This window comes from Enterobacter sp. T1-1 (genome assembly GCF_000710795.1).
Taxonomy (GTDB): domain Bacteria; phylum Pseudomonadota; class Gammaproteobacteria; order Enterobacterales; family Enterobacteriaceae; genus Enterobacter; species Enterobacter cloacae.
On record NZ_JALW01000065.1, the window covers coordinates 14,038 to 32,141 of the forward strand.

At 56.5% G+C, this 18,104-nt stretch carries 18 protein-coding genes; 7 read left to right on the forward strand and 11 right to left on the reverse strand.

Annotated features, from left to right (window positions below; genetic code table 11):
• Window position 1: 1 nt before the first annotated feature.
• Genes livG through livK form a run of 4 tightly spaced genes read right to left on the reverse strand, consistent with a single transcriptional unit; the run spans window position 2 to window position 4,122 of the window.
• Window positions 2-769, reverse strand: a complete 768-nt coding sequence (livG, locus tag AK59_RS0119775) for a high-affinity branched-chain amino acid ABC transporter ATP-binding protein LivG (RefSeq protein ID WP_013099129.1) — start codon at window positions 767-769, stop codon at window positions 2-4.
• The gene (gene livM, locus AK59_RS0119780; protein ID WP_013099130.1) at window positions 766-2,043 is read right to left on the reverse strand and encodes a branched chain amino acid ABC transporter permease LivM; all 1,278 of its coding nucleotides are present in this window, start codon (window positions 2,041-2,043) and stop codon (window positions 766-768) included. The genes livG and livM overlap by 4 nt, the downstream gene beginning before the upstream one ends.
• Window positions 2,040-2,966 (reverse strand): high-affinity branched-chain amino acid ABC transporter permease LivH, encoded by a 927-nt coding sequence (livH, locus tag AK59_RS0119785; RefSeq protein WP_013099131.1) that lies wholly within the window; start codon window positions 2,964-2,966, stop codon window positions 2,040-2,042. The genes livM and livH overlap by 4 nt, the downstream gene beginning before the upstream one ends.
• A gap of 46 nt (window positions 2,967-3,012) precedes the next feature.
• Window positions 3,013-4,122 carry a high-affinity branched-chain amino acid ABC transporter substrate-binding protein LivK gene (gene livK, locus AK59_RS0119790; RefSeq protein WP_028028112.1) on the reverse strand — a complete coding sequence of 370 codons (1,110 nt, stop codon included), beginning with the start codon at window positions 4,120-4,122 and terminating at the stop codon, window positions 3,013-3,015.
• Window positions 4,123-4,546: 424 nt separating this feature from the next.
• Here livK and panM point away from each other — a divergent pair, with 424 nt between their 5' ends.
• Window positions 4,547-4,930 carry an aspartate 1-decarboxylase autocleavage activator PanM gene (panM, locus tag AK59_RS0119795; RefSeq protein ID WP_023621800.1) on the forward strand — a complete coding sequence of 128 codons (384 nt, stop codon included), beginning with the start codon at window positions 4,547-4,549 and terminating at the stop codon, window positions 4,928-4,930.
• A gap of 91 nt (window positions 4,931-5,021) precedes the next feature.
• Here the strand turns inward: panM and livJ are convergent, their stop codons facing one another.
• The 6 genes from livJ to ftsY form a co-directional block, all read right to left on the reverse strand.
• Window positions 5,022-6,122, reverse strand: coding sequence for a branched chain amino acid ABC transporter substrate-binding protein LivJ (gene livJ, locus AK59_RS0119800; RefSeq protein ID WP_014833593.1), 1,101 nt, complete (start codon window positions 6,120-6,122; stop codon window positions 5,022-5,024).
• Between the two features lie 196 nt (window positions 6,123-6,318).
• Window positions 6,319-7,584 carry a 4-aminobutyrate--2-oxoglutarate transaminase gene (locus AK59_RS0119805; RefSeq protein WP_013099137.1) on the reverse strand — a complete coding sequence of 422 codons (1,266 nt, stop codon included), beginning with the start codon at window positions 7,582-7,584 and terminating at the stop codon, window positions 6,319-6,321.
• 136 nt (window positions 7,585-7,720) lie between these two features.
• Complete coding sequence (gene rpoH / locus AK59_RS0119810; RefSeq protein ID WP_008500093.1) at window positions 7,721-8,578, reverse strand: RNA polymerase sigma factor RpoH; 858 nt, start codon at window positions 8,576-8,578, stop codon at window positions 7,721-7,723.
• Window positions 8,579-8,829: 251 nt separating this feature from the next.
• Window positions 8,830-9,885, reverse strand: coding sequence for a permease-like cell division protein FtsX (ftsX, locus tag AK59_RS0119815; protein ID WP_013099139.1), 1,056 nt, complete (start codon window positions 9,883-9,885; stop codon window positions 8,830-8,832).
• Window positions 9,872-10,543: a cell division ATP-binding protein FtsE gene (ftsE, locus tag AK59_RS0119820; protein WP_013099140.1), complete on the reverse strand. Its 672-nt coding sequence runs from the start codon at window positions 10,541-10,543 to the stop codon at window positions 9,872-9,874. Before ftsE ends, ftsX begins: the two co-directional genes overlap by 14 nt.
• 2 nt (window positions 10,544-10,545) lie before the next feature.
• Window positions 10,546-12,003 carry a signal recognition particle-docking protein FtsY gene (gene ftsY / locus AK59_RS0119825; RefSeq protein WP_029883605.1) on the reverse strand — a complete coding sequence of 486 codons (1,458 nt, stop codon included), beginning with the start codon at window positions 12,001-12,003 and terminating at the stop codon, window positions 10,546-10,548.
• A 127-nt stretch (window positions 12,004-12,130) separates the two neighbouring features.
• On the opposite strand from ftsY, the gene rsmD reads away from it, so the two are divergent.
• Together rsmD and AK59_RS0119835 are read left to right on the forward strand one after the other, a co-directional pair.
• Complete coding sequence (gene rsmD, locus AK59_RS0119830; protein ID WP_029883606.1) at window positions 12,131-12,733, forward strand: 16S rRNA (guanine(966)-N(2))-methyltransferase; 603 nt, start codon at window positions 12,131-12,133, stop codon at window positions 12,731-12,733.
• Window positions 12,717-12,998 carry a DUF1145 family protein gene (locus AK59_RS0119835; protein WP_013099143.1) on the forward strand — a complete coding sequence of 94 codons (282 nt, stop codon included), beginning with the start codon at window positions 12,717-12,719 and terminating at the stop codon, window positions 12,996-12,998. Before rsmD ends, AK59_RS0119835 begins: the two co-directional genes overlap by 17 nt.
• 48 nt (window positions 12,999-13,046) lie before the next feature.
• Here AK59_RS0119835 and AK59_RS0119840 read toward each other — a convergent pair whose 3' ends face one another.
• A complete protein-coding gene (locus AK59_RS0119840) occupies window positions 13,047-13,403 on the reverse strand; it encodes a DUF2500 domain-containing protein (protein WP_029883607.1) in 357 nt (118 codons plus the stop codon).
• A gap of 129 nt (window positions 13,404-13,532) precedes the next feature.
• Here AK59_RS0119840 and AK59_RS0119845 point away from each other — a divergent pair, with 129 nt between their 5' ends.
• The 4 genes from AK59_RS0119845 to AK59_RS0119860 all read left to right on the forward strand — a co-directional run bounded on the left by AK59_RS0119845 (window position 13,533) and on the right by AK59_RS0119860 (window position 18,099).
• A complete protein-coding gene (locus tag AK59_RS0119845) occupies window positions 13,533-14,159 on the forward strand; it encodes a lysoplasmalogenase (protein ID WP_013099145.1) in 627 nt (208 codons plus the stop codon).
• 76 nt (window positions 14,160-14,235) lie between these two features.
• Window positions 14,236-16,410: a Zn(II)/Cd(II)/Pb(II) translocating P-type ATPase ZntA gene (zntA, locus tag AK59_RS0119850; protein ID WP_029883608.1), complete on the forward strand. Its 2,175-nt coding sequence runs from the start codon at window positions 14,236-14,238 to the stop codon at window positions 16,408-16,410.
• Between the two features lie 196 nt (window positions 16,411-16,606).
• On the forward strand, window positions 16,607-17,578 hold the full coding sequence (locus AK59_RS0119855) for a TRAP transporter substrate-binding protein (RefSeq protein WP_013099147.1): 972 nt from the start codon (window positions 16,607-16,609) through the stop codon (window positions 17,576-17,578).
• 11 nt (window positions 17,579-17,589) lie between these two features.
• Entirely contained in the window at window positions 17,590-18,099 is a 510-nt protein-coding gene (locus AK59_RS0119860; protein ID WP_013099148.1) for a TRAP transporter small permease, read from the forward strand.
• The last annotated feature ends 5 nt before the right edge of the window (window positions 18,100-18,104 follow it).

The following is an 18,104-nucleotide window of genomic DNA, read 5'->3' on the forward strand; positions in this document are numbered from 1 at the left end:
CTTATGCCTCACCCAGGTATGCGCGGATCACGTCCGGGTTGTTGCGGATCTCATCCGGCGTGCCGTTTGCCAGCGGCGTCCCCTGGTTCACCACGTAGATACGGTCAGAGATACCCATTACCAGCTTCATATCGTGCTCAATCAGCAGGATAGTGGTGTCGTGATGATCGCGAAGCTCAGCAATCAGCTCGTCCAGCTCTTTGGTCTCTTTCGGGTTCAGACCCGCAGCGGGTTCATCGAGCATCAGGATTTCCGGCTGCGTTACCATGCAGCGCACAATCTCAAGGCGACGCTGGTCACCGTACGCAAGGTTACTTGCCTGGCGGTTGGCATGCGGCAGCAGACCGATACGGTCAAGCCATGTTGCCGCACGATCCAGCGCTTCGCTCTGCGCCCGGCGGAAGGCTGGCGTCTTCAGCAGGCCGGAGAACAGACCGGTTTTCAACTGCTGATGCTGTGCCACCAGCAGGTTCTCAATCACCGTCATCTCGCGGAACAGACGCACGTGCTGGAAAGTACGCACTACGCCCATGCGGGCAATCTGCTGGCCCGGCAGCCCTTCCAGATGCTGGTCGCGCAGCATGATGGTGCCGCCCGTCGGCTTGTAGAAACCGGTCAGGCAGTTAAAGACCGTGGTTTTTCCCGCACCGTTCGGGCCAATCAGGGAGACGATCTCTTTCTTGTGCAGATCCAGATTCACATTGTTGACCGCCAGCAGGCCGCCAAAACGCATCATAAGACCGTTAACGGATAATAATGGCTGACTCATGCCTGCTCTCCTTTTGCTTGCCCGTTCTTCAGCTTCAGCTGTGGACGGGTCATCGGCAGCAGACCCTGCGGACGCCAGATCATCATCAGCACCATCAAACCACCCAGCATCAGCATGCTGTATTCGTTAAAGTCACGCATCAGCTCGCGTGAAACCACCAGCAGAATGGCGGCGAGGATAACGGCAAACTGCGAACCCATCCCGCCGAGCACCACAATCGCCAGCACAAAGGCGGATTCGGCAAAGGTGAACGATTCCGGGCTGACAAAGCCCTGACGCGCGGCAAACAGCGTGCCGGCAAAACCGGCAAACGCGGCGCTGATGGTGAACGCAGTCAGCTTTATGCGGGTCGGGTTGAGGCCCAGGGAGCGGCAGGCGATTTCATCTTCACGCAGCGCTTCCCACGCGCGGCCCAGCGGCATACGCAGCAGGCGGTTAATCACGAACAGCGTGATGACCACCAGCAGCAGCGCCACCAGATAGAGCCAAATCACGCGATCGGACGGATCGTATTTCACGCCGAAGAAGTTGCTGAAGGTATCCCAGCCGCCTTCACGGGCGGTACGGCTGAACTCCAGACCAAAGAAGGTTGGTTTCGGGATCTGGCTAATCCCGTTCGGGCCGCCGGTCACCTCGGTATTGTTGAGCAGCAGGATACGGACGATTTCGCCGAAGCCTAAGGTCACAATCGCCAGGTAGTCACCGCGCAGGCGCAGCACCGGGAAGCCAAGCAGGAAACCTGCCGCGGCAGAGACCAGCCCCGCCAGCGGCAGGCACGTCCAGAAGCCGAGACCGTAATAGTGGTTCAGTAGGGCAAAGGTATACGCGCCAATGGCGTAGAAACCGCCGTAGCCCAGTACCAGCAGGCCAGAGAGCCCCACCACCACGTTCAGGCCCAGACCCAGAATAACGTAGATCATGGTCAGGGTGGCGATATCTACCGTGCCGCGCGAGACCACGAACGGCCACGCCACCGCAGCCACCAGCAGCGCCACGAGGAACAGCTTCTGCTTAACGGTGGAGCCGTCGATAGCTGGCAGGACAAACTTCGGTCCCGAGACGCCTTTCAGCGTTTTCTGGAACAGCGGACGCAGCAGCTGGAACAGGAACACCACGGCGGTGCCGATAAAGACCCACTGCCAGCGAATGTCAGCGGCGGTGTCTACCACAAGCTTTGTGCCGTTCAGCTCTAACTGAACGCCCATAAAGACGCCCGCCAGCACGAAGAACATGGCGGCAGAGAGCAGCGCCATTGCAAAATGCATCGGTTTCATACTTTCTCTACCTCCGGACGACCCAGAATACCGGTAGGCATCACCAGCAGAACCAGAATCAGCAGGGCAAACGAGACCACGTCTTTATACTCGGTACTCAGATACGCTGAGGAGAGCGCTTCTGCCACGCCCAGAATCAGGCCGCCAATCATCGCGCCAGGAATACTGCCGATACCGCCCAGTACCGCCGCGGTAAAGGCTTTCATCCCGGCCATAAAGCCGATGTACGGGTTAATAACGCCGTAGAACTGGCCAAGCAGGACACCCGCCACCGCCGCCATCGCCGCGCCGATCACAAAAGTGAGCGCAATCACGCGGTCAGTGTTGATCCCGAGCAGGCTCGCCATCTTCAAATCTTCCGCGCAGGCGCGGCAGGCGCGTCCCATGCGCGAGTAGCGGATGAAGAGCGTCAGGGCGAGCATCGCAATAAAGGTCACCACCCAGATCACCAGTTGCATGGTGGTGATAGAGGCAGAGAAGTTTTCGCTGGCACCGACAATCCACTGGCCGTTGAACAGGCTTGGCAGCGCCACATCGCGCGAGCCTTCGGTCAGGCTGACGTAGTTTTGCAGGAAGATAGACATCCCAATCGCGGAGATCAGGGCAATCAGGCGCTTGGAGCTGCGTACCGGCCGGTAGGCCACCCGCTCGATGCTCCAGCCGTAGGCGCTGGCAATCACAATCGCGCCGACAAACCCGGCGGCGACCAGCAGCCAGCTGCTGTCGATACCCATCATCATCAGGGCGGCGATAATCATAAAGGAGACGTAGCTACCGATCATGTACACCTCGCCGTGGGCGAAGTTGATCATGCCGATAATGCCGTACACCATCGTATAGCCGATGGCAATCAGCGCGTAGGTGCTTCCCAGCGTGACGCCGTTAAACATCTGCTGCAGGAAATAGAGAAACTGCTCGGACATATGCAAACCTTTTTATACCCGCCCGGCGGTCCGGGCGGCGGGATAATTATTTGGCGGCCGAAGACGAACCGTCGGCGTGCCACTTAAAGACACCAAATTCAAATCCCTTCAGATCGCCTTTCTCATCCCAGTTCAGCGGCCCAATCACGGTGTTCGCCCCGTGTGCTTTTAAATCTTTCACCAGATCCAGCGGTTCTTTGCTGCCAGTACGGTCCAGCGCGGTGGCCAGTGACTGCACGGCGGCGTAGGTGATCCAGACGTATGGACCACTTGGATCTTTCTTCTGCGCCTTGAGCGCATCCACGATAGCCTTGTTCGCCGGATCCTGGTCATAGCGTTTTGGCATCGTCACCAGCATGCCTTCAGCGGCATCCCCGGCGATGTTAGACAGGGAGGCGTTACCCACGCCTTCTGGCCCCATGAACTGGGTTTTCAGACCGACCGAGCGCGCCTGGCGCAGCATCTGGCCCATTTCCGGGTAATAACCACCGTAGTAAACGAAGTCGATATTCTCTTTTTGCAGACGGGCGATCAGCGCAGAGAAATCTTTCTCACCCGCAGTAATCCCGTCGAAGAAGACGATGTTTGCGCCGCCTTTTTTCAGCCCGTCCTGAACGGAACGCGCCAGGCCTTCGCCGTACTGCTGTTTGTCATGAATAATGGCAATGCGCTGCGGTTTAACCGTCTCGAGGATGTATTTCGCCGCGGTTGGCCCCTGGGAGGAGTCCAGACCGGCGGTACGCATAATGTGCTGGTAGCCGCGCTGGGTCAGCTCCGGGTTGGTGGCACCAGGGGTAATCATCAGAATACCTTCGTCTTCGTAGATATCAGACGCAGGCTGAGTGGACGATGAGCACAGATGGCCGATCACATACTGGATGCCATCGTTCACGATTTTGTTCGCCACCGCGACGGCCTGTTTTGGATCGCAGGCGTCGTCGTATTCCACGCCTACCAGCTTGTCGCCTTTGATGCCACCTTTGGCGTTGATGTCTTTAATTGCCTGACGTGCGCCGTTGAACTCCATGTCACCCCACTGGGCAACAGGCCCGGACATGGCACCGACCACCGCAACTTTAATCTCTTCCGCCATGGCTGCATGCGAGAGAGACAATGCAACCATGCCCGCGATTAACGTCTTCGCGTTCCTTTTCATCTCTGAATCCCCATTCGTGATGTCGTGTATATATTTTGTTTTATTATGGTTAAAAAGCATTCTGTACTTTTAATGCACAACGCTATTTTTACCAGTGCCTTTAATGGTTTAGCGCAGGTTTTTATCAAAAACCAGACTAAAATCTCTATTTTTCAGGCGATTAAGCAAAGATAATATTCTGAAATCAGGCAGAGATAAACAAATAAAAGTGCAGTTTGCAGCATAAAATAACGGCACAAAGCGCCGAATAAATCACTGCCATTCAGGTTAAAATTCTGCTTATTTTTCGATCCATGTATTTTCAAACTGCACTTCGCCCTGGCAAAAAACTAATCACCTGGTAACGGGGAATAAAAAGAGGAAGCCGCTGAGCGAATAAATTGAGTACACTGCCTCTACTCAATTTGATTTGGACAAGCAGCTAATGAAACTGACTATCGTTCGTCTGGTGACCTTTAGCGACCAGGATCATATCGACCTGGGCAAGATCTGGCCGGAATATTCCCCTTCGTCGCTGAGCGTTGACGAAACCCACCGTATTTATGCCGCGCGCTTCAACGAGCGTCTGCTGGCTGCTGTGCGCGTGACGCTGAGCGGCACGGAAGGGGCGCTGGACTCTCTGCGCGTGCGCGACGTCACCCGTCGTCGCGGCGTAGGACAGTACCTGATTGAAGAAGTGATCCGTGAAAACCCGAGCATTACCTCCTGGTGGATGGCCGACGTAGGCGTGGAGGACCGTAGTGTGATGGCGGCGTTTATGCAGGCGTTAGGGTTTACGGCGCAGAAAAATGGGTGGGAGAAGCGTTAGATTTGTGCGGCCTGATGCCCTCACCCCAGCCCTCTCCCACGGGGAGAGGGGGCAAACATTAAAAAAGGCAACTTACGTTGCCTTTTTGCTTTTATTTGGCGTCAGTAGCAGTACCGTTGGCATGCCAGTCAAACACGCCGAACTCGAAGCCCTTCAGATCGCCCTTCTCATCCCAGGAGAGCGGCCCCATCACGGTATCAACAGAGTTCGCTTTCAGCCAGGTGGCAATCTCAGCCGGATCGGCTGACTGGTTCAGACCCGCCTGCAGAGACTGCAGTGCTGCGTAGGTTGTCCAGACGAACGCGCCGCTTGGATCCTGTTTCTTCGCCTTAATGGCATCTACAATCGGTTTGTTCGCAGGGACCTGGTCGTAGTTCTTCGGCTTGGTCACCAGCAGGCCTTCCGCAGACTCACCGGCAATGTTAGACAGGGAAACGTTCGCCACCCCTTCCGGCCCCATGAACTGGGTTTTCAGACCCGCTGCACGAGCCTGACGCAGGATCTGCCCCATTTCCGGGTGGTAGCCACCGTAGTAAACGAAGTCGATATTCTCTTTCTTCAGACGCGCCACCAGGGTAGAGAAGTCTTTCTCACCGGCGGTGATACCATCAAAGAAGACGACGTCAGCATTCGCTTTCTTCAGGTTGTCCTGCACGGAGCGCGCCAGACCTTCACCGTACTGCTGTTTGTCATGAACGATCGCGATACGCTTCGGCTTCACTTTTTCGACAATGTATTTGGCGGCCGTTGGGCCCTGATCGGAGTCCAGACCGGTGGTGCGCAGGATCAGCTTATAGCCGCGCGACGTCAGCTCCGGTGCCGTTGCCGCCGGGGTGATCATCAGGATGCCTTCGTCTTCGTAGATATCAGACGCAGGCTGGGTGGAAGAGGAGCACAGGTGACCGATAACGTATTTGATGCCGTCGTTCACCACTTTGTTCGCCACGGCAACCGCTTGTTTCGGGTCACAGGCATCATCATATTTTACGATCTGCAGTTTTTCGCCTTTGATACCGCCCTTCGCATTAATGTCGGCAACCGCCTGCTCTGCGCCCGTGAATTCCTGGTCGCCATACTGTGCTACCGGACCGGACATCGCGCCCACCACGGCCACTTTAATATCGGCCTGCGCCATGGTGCTGAATGCCAACGCGATACATCCTGCCAGTAACGCTTTACCCTTCATGTTCATCCTGAGATTCCCCATTATTATGGTTATTACGATTGTTGTGATGTTGTTGTGTAACGCTTTATTTCAGTTATAGGTATACCAGTCGCGCTTTTTCAGCATACTCTGCTAAAACATACCCCATTTTTATGATTTTGGAATAGCAAATTTGAAATGAATATATGATAAGCCCGGCAGGAATTTCACCGGGCTTCTGGCTTTAACGAGTCAGCGACGCAGAAATAATGTCCAGCGCTTTACGGAACTGCACTTCAGGGATTGTGAGCGGATAGAGGAAACGGATGACGTTACCGTACACGCCGCAACTCAGAAGCAGAAGGCCTTCCTGCAGGGCTCGCTCCTGAACCTGACGGGTGAATTCCGGTGACGGCAGCCCGGATTGCGGATCGTTAAACTCCACCGCCACCATTGAGCCTTGTGCGCGGATATCCGCGATATACGGACAGTGTTCCTTCGCTTTGTTCAGTACTTCCACCAGATGATGACCCAGGTGCGCCGAGCGCGTGCAAAGGTCGTCTTCATCAATCACGTCCAGCACGGCATGTGCGGCGGCGATCGCCAGTGGGTTACCGGCGTAGGTACCGCCCAGTCCGCCAGGCGCAGGCGCGTCCATCACCTCGGCGCGGCCCGACACCGCCGAGAGCGGCATGCCACCCGCCAGGCTTTTCGCCATGGTGATCAGATCCGGCTTCACGCAGTGGTGTTCCATCGAGAACAGTTTTCCGGTACGCGCAAAACCGCTTTGCACCTCGTCGGCAATCAGCAAAATACCGTGGGTATCGCACAGGGCGCGCAAGGCCTGCATAAAATCCGCCGGTGCAATGTTGAAACCGCCCTCGCCCTGAACCGGTTCAAGAATGATGGCTGCCACCTGGTCCGGGGCAATGTCCGCTTTGAAGATACGCTCCAGGCTTTTTAATGCCTCCGCCGTACTGACACCGTGCAGTTCATTGGGGTATTGGGCGTGATATACCGAGCCAGGAAACGGCCCGAAACCCAGCTTGTAAGGGGCAACTTTCCCCGTCAGCGCCATGGTCATCGAGGTGCGTCCATGAAAAGCACCGCCAAAGGCGATCAGGCCAGGGCGTCTGGTGTATGCGCGGGCAATTTTTACCGCGTTTTCGACGGCTTCTGCCCCCGTTGAGAAGAAGGCGGTTTTGGCCGGGCCGTCAATCGGCACACGCGCGTTGATTCGCTCGGCAAGCGACACATAGCCTTCGTACGGCACAATCTGGTACGCCGTGTGGGTGAAGGCATGAAGTTGTTTTTCAATGGCGGAAATGATTTTTGGATGGCGATGCCCGGTGTTCAGCACCGCTATTCCGGCGGCGAAGTCGATATACTCGTTGCCCTCGACGTCCCACACCGTGGCGTTTTCAGCTTTTTCGGCATAGAAGTTACACATCACGCCGATGCCGCGCGGCGTCGCCTGTAAACGCCGGTCGTTCAGTTCGTTATTTTTCACCCTGTCCCCCTGAGAAAGTCGCCTGCTTAGCGCATCAGTAAGTGTTTGCCAGGGGGGAGAAATTCGCCAGAGCGGGCGCTAAAAAAACAAAACCCCCGGATTCGCATCCAGGGGCTCTCGTCATACTTCGCGGAAATTACGCTTCAATCGCGGCGCGAAGTTTTTTCATGGCGTTCTTTTCAAGCTGACGCACACGTTCAGCGGACACGCCGTAGCGGTCGGCCAGCTCCTGCAGCGTGGACTTGTTGTCTTCGTCCAGCCAGCGGGCACGGATAATATCCTGGCTACGCTCGTCAAGGCCTTCCATCGCATAGCTCAGCTTGTTCGCGGCCTGATCTTCCCAGTTGTCCTCTTCAATGCCGTCAGCAAAGTTAGAGGTCTTATCCTGCAGATACAGTACCGGCGCCATTGGCTGGCTGTCGGACGCATCGTCATCGGAAGACATGTCAAAAGTCATGTCCTGCGCGGCCATACGGGATTCCATCTCACGCACATCTTTGCTGGAAACACCCAGCTCGCGCGCCACCATTTCTACTTCATCCTGATTGAACCAGCCCAGACGCTGCTTGGTTTTACGCAGGTTGAAGAAGAGTTTGCGTTGCGCTTTTGTCGTGGCGACTTTCACGATACGCCAGTTGCGCAGCACGTATTCGTGAATCTCTGCTTTGATCCAGTGCACAGCGAAGGAGACCAGTCGTACACCCACTTCCGGGTTAAAGCGACGTACAGCCTTCATCAGGCCGATGTTACCTTCCTGAATCAAGTCCGCCTGCGGCAGGCCATAGCCCGCATAATTACGAGCAATGTGAACAACAAAGCGCAGGTGAGACAGGATCAGCTTTTTCGCTGCTTCCAGATCGCCCTGGTAATGCAGCTTTTCAGCAAGCTCCTTTTCTTCCTCGGCCGTTAACATCGGCCAGGTGTTCGCAGCCCGGATATACGATTCCAGGTTACCAACAGGGGCTAAAGCTAAAGTTTGCATTTCTTTGGTCATTCATTCCTCTCAATGTTTCTTCTGGTCCAGGTTGTCCCCATCAGGCAACAACCATGCCAAAGCGTTTGAGCAACGAGATTAGCATTCACTCTTTTATCAGACAGTGATTTTATCCACAAGTTCCAGGTGCAACGGTGAATAAATTACGCACAAAATGTGACATGGAGATGATAACAGGGGAAGAGACAACAGGGACGCTTTCCCTGCAGAGCGAACATCTCGGTGCAGGGAAAGATTATATCACGCTTTTCTTAGTCGGGAGTAAAGTGGCGTAAATGTTGAACCGTCGCCAGCCATGCTGCCACCCAGCCAATCATGGAGCAGACGAGCAGCAGAAGAAGGCACTCATCGAACCCTAAGCCACTGATATCAAACTTAGTTCCGAAGACCTGCGCCACCTCGGTCACGGCGGAGGAGAGCCGCATCACCAAAATTTCTGACAATATCAGTGAAAGAAATGCGCCGGAAAAACCGAGCAATGCGCCGCCGTAAAGGAACGGACGCAGGATGAAGCCATCCGTCGCACCAATCAGCTTTTGCACGTTGATGGTATCGCGGCGGGCGAAAATGCTCAGGCGCACGCTGTTACCGATGACGAGGAACACCGCCGCCACCATCAGCACGCCAATCATCGCCGACACGCGCCCCACCAGCCCGGTCAGTGCGGCAAGACGCGCAAACCAGCTGTCGTCCATGCGCACTTCATCAATGCCTTTAATGGTAGAGATGCGGTCGCGCAGCGTATTAAGCGAATCCGTTCCCTGGAAGTCGAGCTTCGGGATCACCACCGCCACGGCCGGCAGCGGGTTCTCTTCGAGCATATCCAGCGCGCCGCCAAAGCCTGACCAGTTACGGAACTCACCCAGCGCTTCTTCGCGGGAAAGGTAGTTCACCTTCTCCACGCCCTTCTCGGCCTGGATTTGCCCCACCACCTGCGCCGCGGCGTTATCGTCGAGCGCTTTGTCCAGATAGACCGTGATCTGCGGAGACGGATAATACTGCGACGCCGCCTGATTCACGTTCTTATAGACCATATAGCAGACGCTTGGCAGCGTCAGCGAAATGGCGATAACCATCACCGTCAGGAACGTCGCCAGCGGTTTACTTTTCAGATCCTGCAACGCGCCGTGGAAGGCGTAGCGTACCTGTTCATTGAACACGTTGGTTTTGCGGGAGTTTGGCTTCGGCGCGGCTTTCGCCCGCTTCGGCGCATTACGGTTACCGTCACCACCACCCTGCGGCTTACGGAAACGGTCAAACCGGTTCCCGAACTGCCGAATCTGGTTCATTGCATCACGCTTGTTCACCGTGGCCTCCATGCAAATGCCCGTCGCTCAGGGTCAGCATGCGGTACGAACGGCGGGAAATGAGCCCGATGTCGTGCGTCGCCATCAATACCGTCACCCCAACGCGGTTGAATTCCTCAAACAGACGCAAAATCCCTTCAGAAAGGGCGTCGTCCAGGTTACCGGTCGGTTCATCCGCCAGCAATACCGCAGGCTTGTTCACCACCGCACGGGCAATGCCCACACGCTGCTGTTCACCGCCAGAGAGCTGGATCGGAAAGTTCTTCGCTTTGTCCAGCAGCCCGACCTTATCCAGCGCCGCAGAGACGCGACGGCGGATATCATCATAGCTGGCACCGGCAATAATCAGCGGGATCGCCACGTTATCGAAAACGGTGCGATCCATCAGCAGGTGGTGATCCTGGAAAATCATCCCGATCTGGCGACGCAGGAACGGCACTTCGCGGTTCTTAAGACGGCTAATTTCATGGCCGCTGAACCAGATTTTCCCGGCGCTTGGCCGTTCAATCCCACAGATAAGCTTGAGCAGGGTACTTTTCCCCGCGCCGGAATGGCCGGTCAGGAATGCCATCTCGCCTGGCTGCAGGTGGAAGGTCACCCCCTGCAGCGCTTGTCTCCCACCGAGATAGGCCTTGCTGACGTGTTCAAAGCGAATCATTGTTAGTCCTCTCGGGCAAATAATGCCTCAATAAAGTCGTCCGCCTTAAACGGACGCAAATCCTCAATACGCTCGCCCACACCGATGTAACGAATAGGAATGCCGAACTGATCGGCCACGGAGAAGATCACCCCGCCTTTCGCGGTGCCGTCCAGTTTGGTCAGCGTGATCCCGGTCAGTCCTACCGCTTCATGGAACAGCTTCGCCTGGCTGACGGCGTTCTGTCCGGTGCTGGCATCGATGGTCAGCATAATTTCATGCGGTGCGTCTTCGTCCAGCTTCTTCATGACGCGGACGATTTTCTTCAACTCTTCCATCAGGTGCGATTTGTTCTGCAAACGCCCTGCGGTATCGGCAATCAGGACATCCACATTTCGCGACTTCGCCGCCTGGATGGCGTCAAAGATCACGGACGCGGAATCCGCACCGGTGTGCTGCGCAATCACCGGAATGTTGTTGCGCTGGCCCCACACCTGCAGCTGTTCAACCGCCGCCGCGCGGAAGGTATCACCCGCCGCCAGCATCACCGTTTTACCCTGCTGCTCGAACTGACGCGCCAGTTTGCCGATGGTGGTGGTTTTCCCGACACCGTTAACGCCAACCATCAGAATAACAAATGGCGTTTTGCCTTCAATATTAAGCGGTTCGTCAACTTTTGCGAGAATTTCACCCATCTCGTCTTTCAGCAGGCCGTACAGCGCTTCGGCGTCGCGCAGCTGTTTGCGGCTCGCCCCTTCGGTCAGGTTGGCGATGATCTTACGGGTGGTTTCCACCCCAACGTCCGCAATCAGCAACTGCTCTTCCAGCTCTTCAAACAGATCGTCGTCGATCTTTTTGCCGCGGAACAGACTGATAAATCCGGAACCTAAATTTTCTTTGGTTTTTAACAGGCTGCGTTTCAGGCGGGCAAAGAAACCTTCTTTGGTCGGTTTTTCCTGCTCCTGAACGATCTCCTCTTCGGCCTGCTCTTCCACCGGCACGACGATAACCGCTTCTTCAGCCGCCTGAGCGGCCAGCGCCTGGGCTTCCAGCTCTTCGTCGGTCAGCACCGGCTCATGTGCCGCTTCTTCTTCCACCGCGTCGACAATTTCCACGGTTTCCGCTTCGGCCTGCCACTCTTCAGGGGAAACGTCCTCCGCTTTTACCTCTTCCGGCAGCGGCAACTCTTCATGTTCGATAACGGCCTGCGGCGCTTCAGTAACCGCTTCAACAACAGGTTCTGGCTTTTCGCTCTCCTGAACCTGTTCGGTGACCTCAACCACCTCTTCAGCAAAGGCTTCAGTCTCTTCTTTGCTGTGCGCATGCTCTTCCGCTTCGACAACCGCGGCGGTTTCTACAGGCGTTTCAGGCTGAGACTGTTCTTCAACGGCTTGTTGTTCTTCGGTTTTCTGTTCTGTTTCTTGCTCTTTTTCACCGAAACCCAGCCAGGAAAAGAAGCCACGTTTTTTTTGTTTTGCCATCTGCGACTACACTCCTCGCGGCGCTATATACATGGAAGCTAAAAAAATGATGAAATAGTCTAACACTTTACTTAATTGACATCACCGCCCGCAATCGCAGGCCAATTGTTAACAGAGCTTTCCTGAGATGAAGAAACCCAACCGCGCCCCAGCCGGTCAAATTCGTATTATCGGTGGTCAGTGGCGAGGCCGGAAACTCCCGGTGCCGGACAGCCCCGGTTTACGCCCAACCACCGACCGCGTGCGTGAAACGCTGTTTAACTGGCTGGCCCCGTCAATGGTAGACGCCCACTGCCTCGACTGCTTTGCTGGCAGCGGCGCATTAGGGCTGGAAGCCCTCTCGCGCTACGCCGCCAGCGCCACGCTGCTGGAGATGGAGCGCGGCGTCGCGCAGACGCTGCAGCAAAATCTGGCGACGCTGAAAGCCACCAACGCCAAAGTGGTGAACACCAATACGCTCAGTTTCCTCGCGCAGCCAGGCACGCCGCACAACGTGGTGTTTGTCGATCCGCCGTTCCGTAAGGGGCTGCTGGAAGAGACGTTATCCCTGCTGGAAAGCAACGGTTGGCTGGCGGATGACGCGCTGATTTACGTTGAAAGCGAAGTGGAAAACGGGCTACCGCCAGTGCCGGTTCACTGGGATTTACACCGCGAAAAAGTGGCGGGTCAGGTCGCTTATCGTCTGTATCATCGTCAGGCACAAGGAGAATCCAATGCCAGTACTGATTAATCTGGGACGTTTGCTGATGCTGTGCGTCTGGGCGTTTTTACTGCTCAATCTGGTGCATCCGTTCCCGCGCCCGATGAATATCTTTGTGAACGTGGCGTTTATCTTTACCACCTTCATGCATGCCCTGCAGATGGTGATGCTGAAAAATGGCCTGCCAAAAGACGGCCCGCAGATGACCGGCTGGCAGCAGCTGCGCGTGTTTATTTTCGGCGTGTTTGAACTGCTGGTGTGGATGAAGAAGTTTAAGGCGCAGGTGAAGAAGTAAGGTGCGATCTGATGCCCTAACCCTCTCCCACTGGGAGAGGGGATCGTATTATTCAGCCCTGAACCCCTCAAACCGCGACCCTTTGTAACTCAGCATCCCTTTCTCACCTACCGTCAGCTGATGGTACTGCTGCGCCTCCAGGCGGAAAGTCATCTCCAGGCCGCCCGTTTCCGGCTTAAAGCTCGCTTCATAGCGCATGGTCGTTCCCGCAGGGGTAACCTGTTGCTGGCGCGAGCGCCGGTCATTAAGGGGTTTTTCGCGTTTATTGCTCACCACCACGCGCTTTTGCATCAACGGCGCGGCGTCGTTATCCGCCTTCTCGCGGCGCTGCTGCACAAAACGGAACGAGGCGGCAATGACGATAATCGCCACCACGATAATGAAAAACAGCGGCATCTTGCTCATTCAACAATCCCATAAGATTATGCGGAATTCAGGATACCCTGACTCCCCCGGCATTGCCAAACGCCTGCCCGCATCACTACACTGAAGATGAAACTGATTATTCAGCCTTAACAGATACAGGGAGTTAATATGCTTTGGTCATTTATCGCTGTCTGTTTTTCCGCATGGCTTTATGTCGATGCGTCATACCGCGGTCCGGCCTGGCAGCGCTGGTTGTTTAAACCCGTCACGCTGTTGCTGCTCCTGCTGCTTGCCTGGCAAGCGCCGATGTTTAACGCCATCAGCTACCTGGTCCTCGCCGGGCTGTGTGCTTCTCTGATTGGCGATGCCTTAACCCTGTTGCCGCGTCAGCGTCTGCTGTATGCCGTGGGGGCGTTCTTCCTGTCGCACCTGCTTTACACCATCTATTTTGCCAGCCAGATGACGCTATCCTTCTTCTGGCCGCTCCCGCTGGTGCTGCTGGTGATCGGCGCGCTGCTTATCGCGGTGATCTGGTCACGCCTGGAAGAGATGCGTCTGCCTGTTTGCACGTTTATTGCCATGACGCTGGTGATGGTGTGGCTGGCCGGTGAACTGTGGTTCTTCCGCCCAACCTCACAGGCGATGTCCGCTTTCTTTGGCGCGGCGCTGCTGTTAATCGGCAATATCGTCTGGCTGGGCAGCCACTATCGCCGTCGTTTCCGGGCTGATAACGCGATTGCCTCCGCCTGTTACTTTGCGGGGCACTTCCTGATTGTGCGTTCGCTGTATATCTAAATAAGCCTTGACTCTGGAGTCGACTCCAGAGTGTATGCTGCGGTTAATGAGAAAATTATCATTACCGGAGAGTGCCATGTCGACTCCAGAAACACCTAAAAAAGCCCCACAATTTTCAGCATTTAAGCTCAGCCCGGTGCCAGCGAAAGATGACTGCTGCTGTGACGGGGCATGCGAAACGCAAAACGCGCAGCCGCTGCCTGAAAGCGGAAACCATTACAGCTGGGTGGTTGACGGCATGGATTGCGCGGCCTGCGCCCGCAAAGTCGAAAATGCGGTAAAACAGATCCCCGGCGTCAGCCACGTGCAGGTGCGCTTTGCGACCGAAAAACTGCTGGTCAGCGCCGAGAGTGACGTTAGCGAGCAGGTTGTGTACGCCGTCAGCCAGGCCGGTTATTCCCTGCGTAGCGAAACGACCCCCGCCGAAAAAACCGCTCCGCTGCGAGAAAATCTGCCCCTTATCGCGCTCGTGATGATGATGGCCCTGAGCTGGGGTCTGGAGCAGATCAACCACCCGTTTGGCAATCTGGCGTTTATCGCCACCACGCTTGTCGGGTTGTATCCCATTGCCCGTCAGGCGCTGCGGCTGATGAAAAGCGGCAGCTGGTTCGCTATCGAAACGCTGATGAGCGTGGCAGCTATCGGCGCGCTGTTCATTGGTGCCACAGCGGAAGCGGCCATGGTGCTGCTGCTGTTCTTAATTGGCGAACGTCTTGAAGGCTGGGCGGCAAGCCGGGCGCGTAAAGGGGTCAGCGCCCTGATGGCGCTTAAGCCTGAAACCGCCACACGAGTAGCCGGAAACGAACGCCAGACTGTGGCCATTAACGCACTGCGTCCGGGCGATGTGATTGAAGTCGCTGCCGGAGGGCGCCTGCCTGCGGACGGTACCCTGCTCACCGCCACCGCGAGCTTCGACGAAAGCGCCCTCACCGGGGAGTCGATTCCGGTTGAACGCACGGCCGGTGAAAAAGTACCTGCGGGCGCCACCAGCGTCGACCGTCTGGTCCAGCTCACGGTACTTTCCGAACCCGGTGACAGCGCCATCGACCGTATCCTGAAGCTGATCGAAGAGGCCGAGGAGCGTCGCGCCCCCGTCGAGCGATTTATTGACCGCTTCAGCCGGATTTACACCCCCGCCATCATGCTGGTTGCCCTGCTGGTCACTATCGTTCCGCCGCTGTTCTTTGGTGCGCCGTGGGAAGGCTGGATTTACAAAGGTCTGACCCTGCTGCTGATTGGCTGTCCGTGTGCGCTGGTGATCTCCACCCCGGCGGCCATTACCTCCGGTCTGGCGGCAGCGGCGCGTCGTGGTGCCCTGATAAAAGGCGGCGCGGCGCTGGAACAGTTAAGCCAGGTGCAGCAGGTGGCGTTCGATAAAACCGGCACGCTGACCGTCGGCAAGCCGCAGGTCACCGGCGTGTATCCGCAGGATATCGGTGAAGATGAACTGCTTACGCTGGCCGCCGCCGTAGAGCAGGGTTCCACTCACCCGCTGGCGCAGGCGATTGTGCGTGAAGCGCAGTCGCGCGGGCTGGCCATTCCGGCGGCAACGGCGCAGCGGGCGCTGGTTGGGTCCGGGATTGAGGCCGACATCGACGGTAAAAAGGTGCTGATTGTCGCGGCGGGTAAGTCTTCTAACCCAGAGGTTGAGGCGTTAGAAAAGACCGGACAAACTGTCGTAACCGTCATGCAGGACGGCGTCGCCAAAGGCATGCTGGCACTGCGCGATACCCTGCGTGATGATGCGAAAGAGGCCGTCGCGGCGCTCCATCAGCTGGGCATCCAGGGTGTGATCCTCACCGGCGATAACCCGCGCGCCGCCGCCGCGATTGCCGGAGAGCTGGGGCTGGACTTTAAGGCCGGATTACTGCCTGCGGACAAGGTCAGTGCCGTGACGGAGCTGAACAGCCATGCTCCGCTGGCGATGATCGGCGACGGAATCAACGATGCGCCAGCGATGAAAGCATCCACCATCGGGATTGCCATGGGCAGTGGTACCGACGTGGCGCTGGAAACCGCCGATGCCGCGCTCACCCATAACCGCCTGACCGGGCTGGCGCAGATGATTTCCCTGGCACGCGCCACGCGCGCCAATATTCGCCAGAACATCAGCATCGCCCTGGGGCTGAAAGGGATTTTCCTCGTCACCACCCTGCTCGGCATCACCGGCCTGTGGCTGGCGGTGCTGGCGGATACCGGCGCGACGGTGCTGGTGACGGCCAACGCGCTCCGCTTACTACGACGCAAATAACACGCAATGCACGCCTGGCCGGGTAAAGCGTAACGGCAACCCGGCCTTCCCTTCTCAAAAATCTAAACCAGCGTTTCAGAAATTCACGCTTTTGTGAGGCGCTTCACCTCCGTTTTCCAGGCCATAGTGTAATTTTTAAACGTACAAAACTAAAACACCGTTTTAACACTTACCTCACTACCCTGGAGTTGACTTGATGAAAACGACCCTCAAGCCGTTACTGGCCGCTCTGTGTCTGTCTGCTTTTGCCTGCTCCGTTTCTGCGCAAACCATTAAAGCCGCCGATGTGCATCCTGAAGGCTACCCGAACGTGGTAGCCGTACAGCACATGGGGGAGAAACTCAAACAACAAACCGACGGCAAGCTGGAGATCAAGGTCTTTCCCGGCGGCGTGCTCGGGGATGAAAAGCAGATGATTGAACAGGCGCAGATGGGGGCGATCGACATGATCCGTGTCTCCATGGCTCCGGTGGCGGCGATCCTGCCCGATATCGAAGTCTTTACCCTGCCCTATGTGTTCCGCGATGAAGACCACATGCACAAAGTCATCGACGGCGATATCGGCAAGCAGATTGGCGACAAACTGACCGCCAACCCCAAATCGCGGCTGGTGTTTCTCGGCTGGATGGATTCCGGCACCCGTAACCTGATCACCAAAACGCCGATCGTCAAACCGGAGGATCTGAAAGGCAAAAAAATCCGCGTTCAGGGAAGCCCGGTGGCGCTGGCGACACTGAAAGACATGGGGGCTAACTCGGTGGCAATGGGGGTCAGTGAGGTCTACAGCGGCATGCAGACCGGCGTAATCGACGGCGCTGAGAATAATCCGCCGACCTTCATCGCCCATAACTATATGCCGATCGCCAAAAACTATACCCTCAGCGGCCACTTCATTACCCCGGAAATGCTGCTCTACTCAAAAGTGAAATGGGACAAGCTCAGCGCAGACGAACAGCAGAAAATCCTGACCCTGGCGCGCGAAGCGCAGTTCGAACAGCGCAAGCTGTGGCAGGCCTATAACGCCGAGGCGCTGGCGAAGATGAAAGCCGGTGGCGTGCAGTTCCACGAGATCGACAAATCGGTATTTATCAAAGCCACAGAGCCGGTGCGCGCGCAGTATGGCGAAAAGCATCAGGACCTGATGAAAGCCATTGCTGACGTTCAGTAAACGGAGAACGTATGTCCGAACTCTACCTGAAGTGGATGGACCGGCTGTATCTGCTCGCCATGGGCGTAGCGGGATGCGCGCTGCTGGTCATGACGGTGGTGATCCCGATTGGCATCTTCTCGCGCTATGTGCTGAATCGCGGTGAATCCTGGCCGGAGCCGATTGCCATCATCTGCATGGTGACCTTTACGTTTATCGGCGCGGCGGTGAGCTACCGTGCCGGGTCACACATCGCGGTGAACATGCTGACCGACCGACTGCCAGACATGCTGAAAACAGCGTGTGCGCGTGTGGTGGATCTGCTGATGCTGCTGATCTCGCTGATTATGTTCTGGTACAGCTACTGGCTGTGTGTCGAACTCTGGGAGCAGCCGGTCGCCGAGTTTCCGATCCTGACGTCAGGGGAGAGTTATCTGCCGCTGCCGATTGGTTCTGCGGTGCTGATCCTGTTTGTCATTGAACGTCTGCTGTTTGGCTCACAGGAAAACCGTCCTGTGGTGCTGATCGGCAACCACAGTTAAGGGGT

Bases quoted from the DNA above. Each gene is read 5' to 3' on its own strand.
- AK59_RS0119835 (WP_013099143.1), top strand. From the start codon at position 12,717: ATGCCAGTACTGATTAATCTGGGACGTTTGCTGATGCTGTGCGTCTGG.
- AK59_RS0119840 (WP_029883607.1), bottom strand. From the start codon at position 13,403: ATGAGCAAGATGCCGCTGTTTTTCATTATCGTGGTGGCGATTATCGTC.
- ftsY (WP_029883605.1), bottom strand. From the start codon at position 12,003: ATGGCAAAACAAAAAAAACGTGGCTTCTTTTCCTGGCTGGGTTTCGGT.
- rpoH (WP_008500093.1), bottom strand. From the start codon at position 8,578: ATGACCAAAGAAATGCAAACTTTAGCTTTAGCCCCTGTTGGTAACCTG.
- livK (WP_028028112.1), bottom strand. From the start codon at position 4,122: ATGAAAAGGAACGCGAAGACGTTAATCGCGGGCATGGTTGCATTGTCT.
- rsmD (WP_029883606.1), top strand. From the start codon at position 12,131: ATGAAGAAACCCAACCGCGCCCCAGCCGGTCAAATTCGTATTATCGGT.
- zntA (WP_029883608.1), top strand. From the start codon at position 14,236: ATGTCGACTCCAGAAACACCTAAAAAAGCCCCACAATTTTCAGCATTT.
- ftsE (WP_013099140.1), bottom strand. From the start codon at position 10,543: ATGATTCGCTTTGAACACGTCAGCAAGGCCTATCTCGGTGGGAGACAA.
- livG (WP_013099129.1), bottom strand. From the start codon at position 769: ATGAGTCAGCCATTATTATCCGTTAACGGTCTTATGATGCGTTTTGGC.
- livJ (WP_014833593.1), bottom strand. From the start codon at position 6,122: ATGAACATGAAGGGTAAAGCGTTACTGGCAGGATGTATCGCGTTGGCA.
- livH (WP_013099131.1), bottom strand. From the start codon at position 2,966: ATGTCCGAGCAGTTTCTCTATTTCCTGCAGCAGATGTTTAACGGCGTC.
- AK59_RS0119845 (WP_013099145.1), top strand. From the start codon at position 13,533: ATGCTTTGGTCATTTATCGCTGTCTGTTTTTCCGCATGGCTTTATGTC.
- AK59_RS0119860 (WP_013099148.1), top strand. From the start codon at position 17,590: ATGTCCGAACTCTACCTGAAGTGGATGGACCGGCTGTATCTGCTCGCC.
- panM (WP_023621800.1), top strand. From the start codon at position 4,547: ATGAAACTGACTATCGTTCGTCTGGTGACCTTTAGCGACCAGGATCAT.
- AK59_RS0119855 (WP_013099147.1), top strand. From the start codon at position 16,607: ATGAAAACGACCCTCAAGCCGTTACTGGCCGCTCTGTGTCTGTCTGCT.
- livM (WP_013099130.1), bottom strand. From the start codon at position 2,043: ATGAAACCGATGCATTTTGCAATGGCGCTGCTCTCTGCCGCCATGTTC.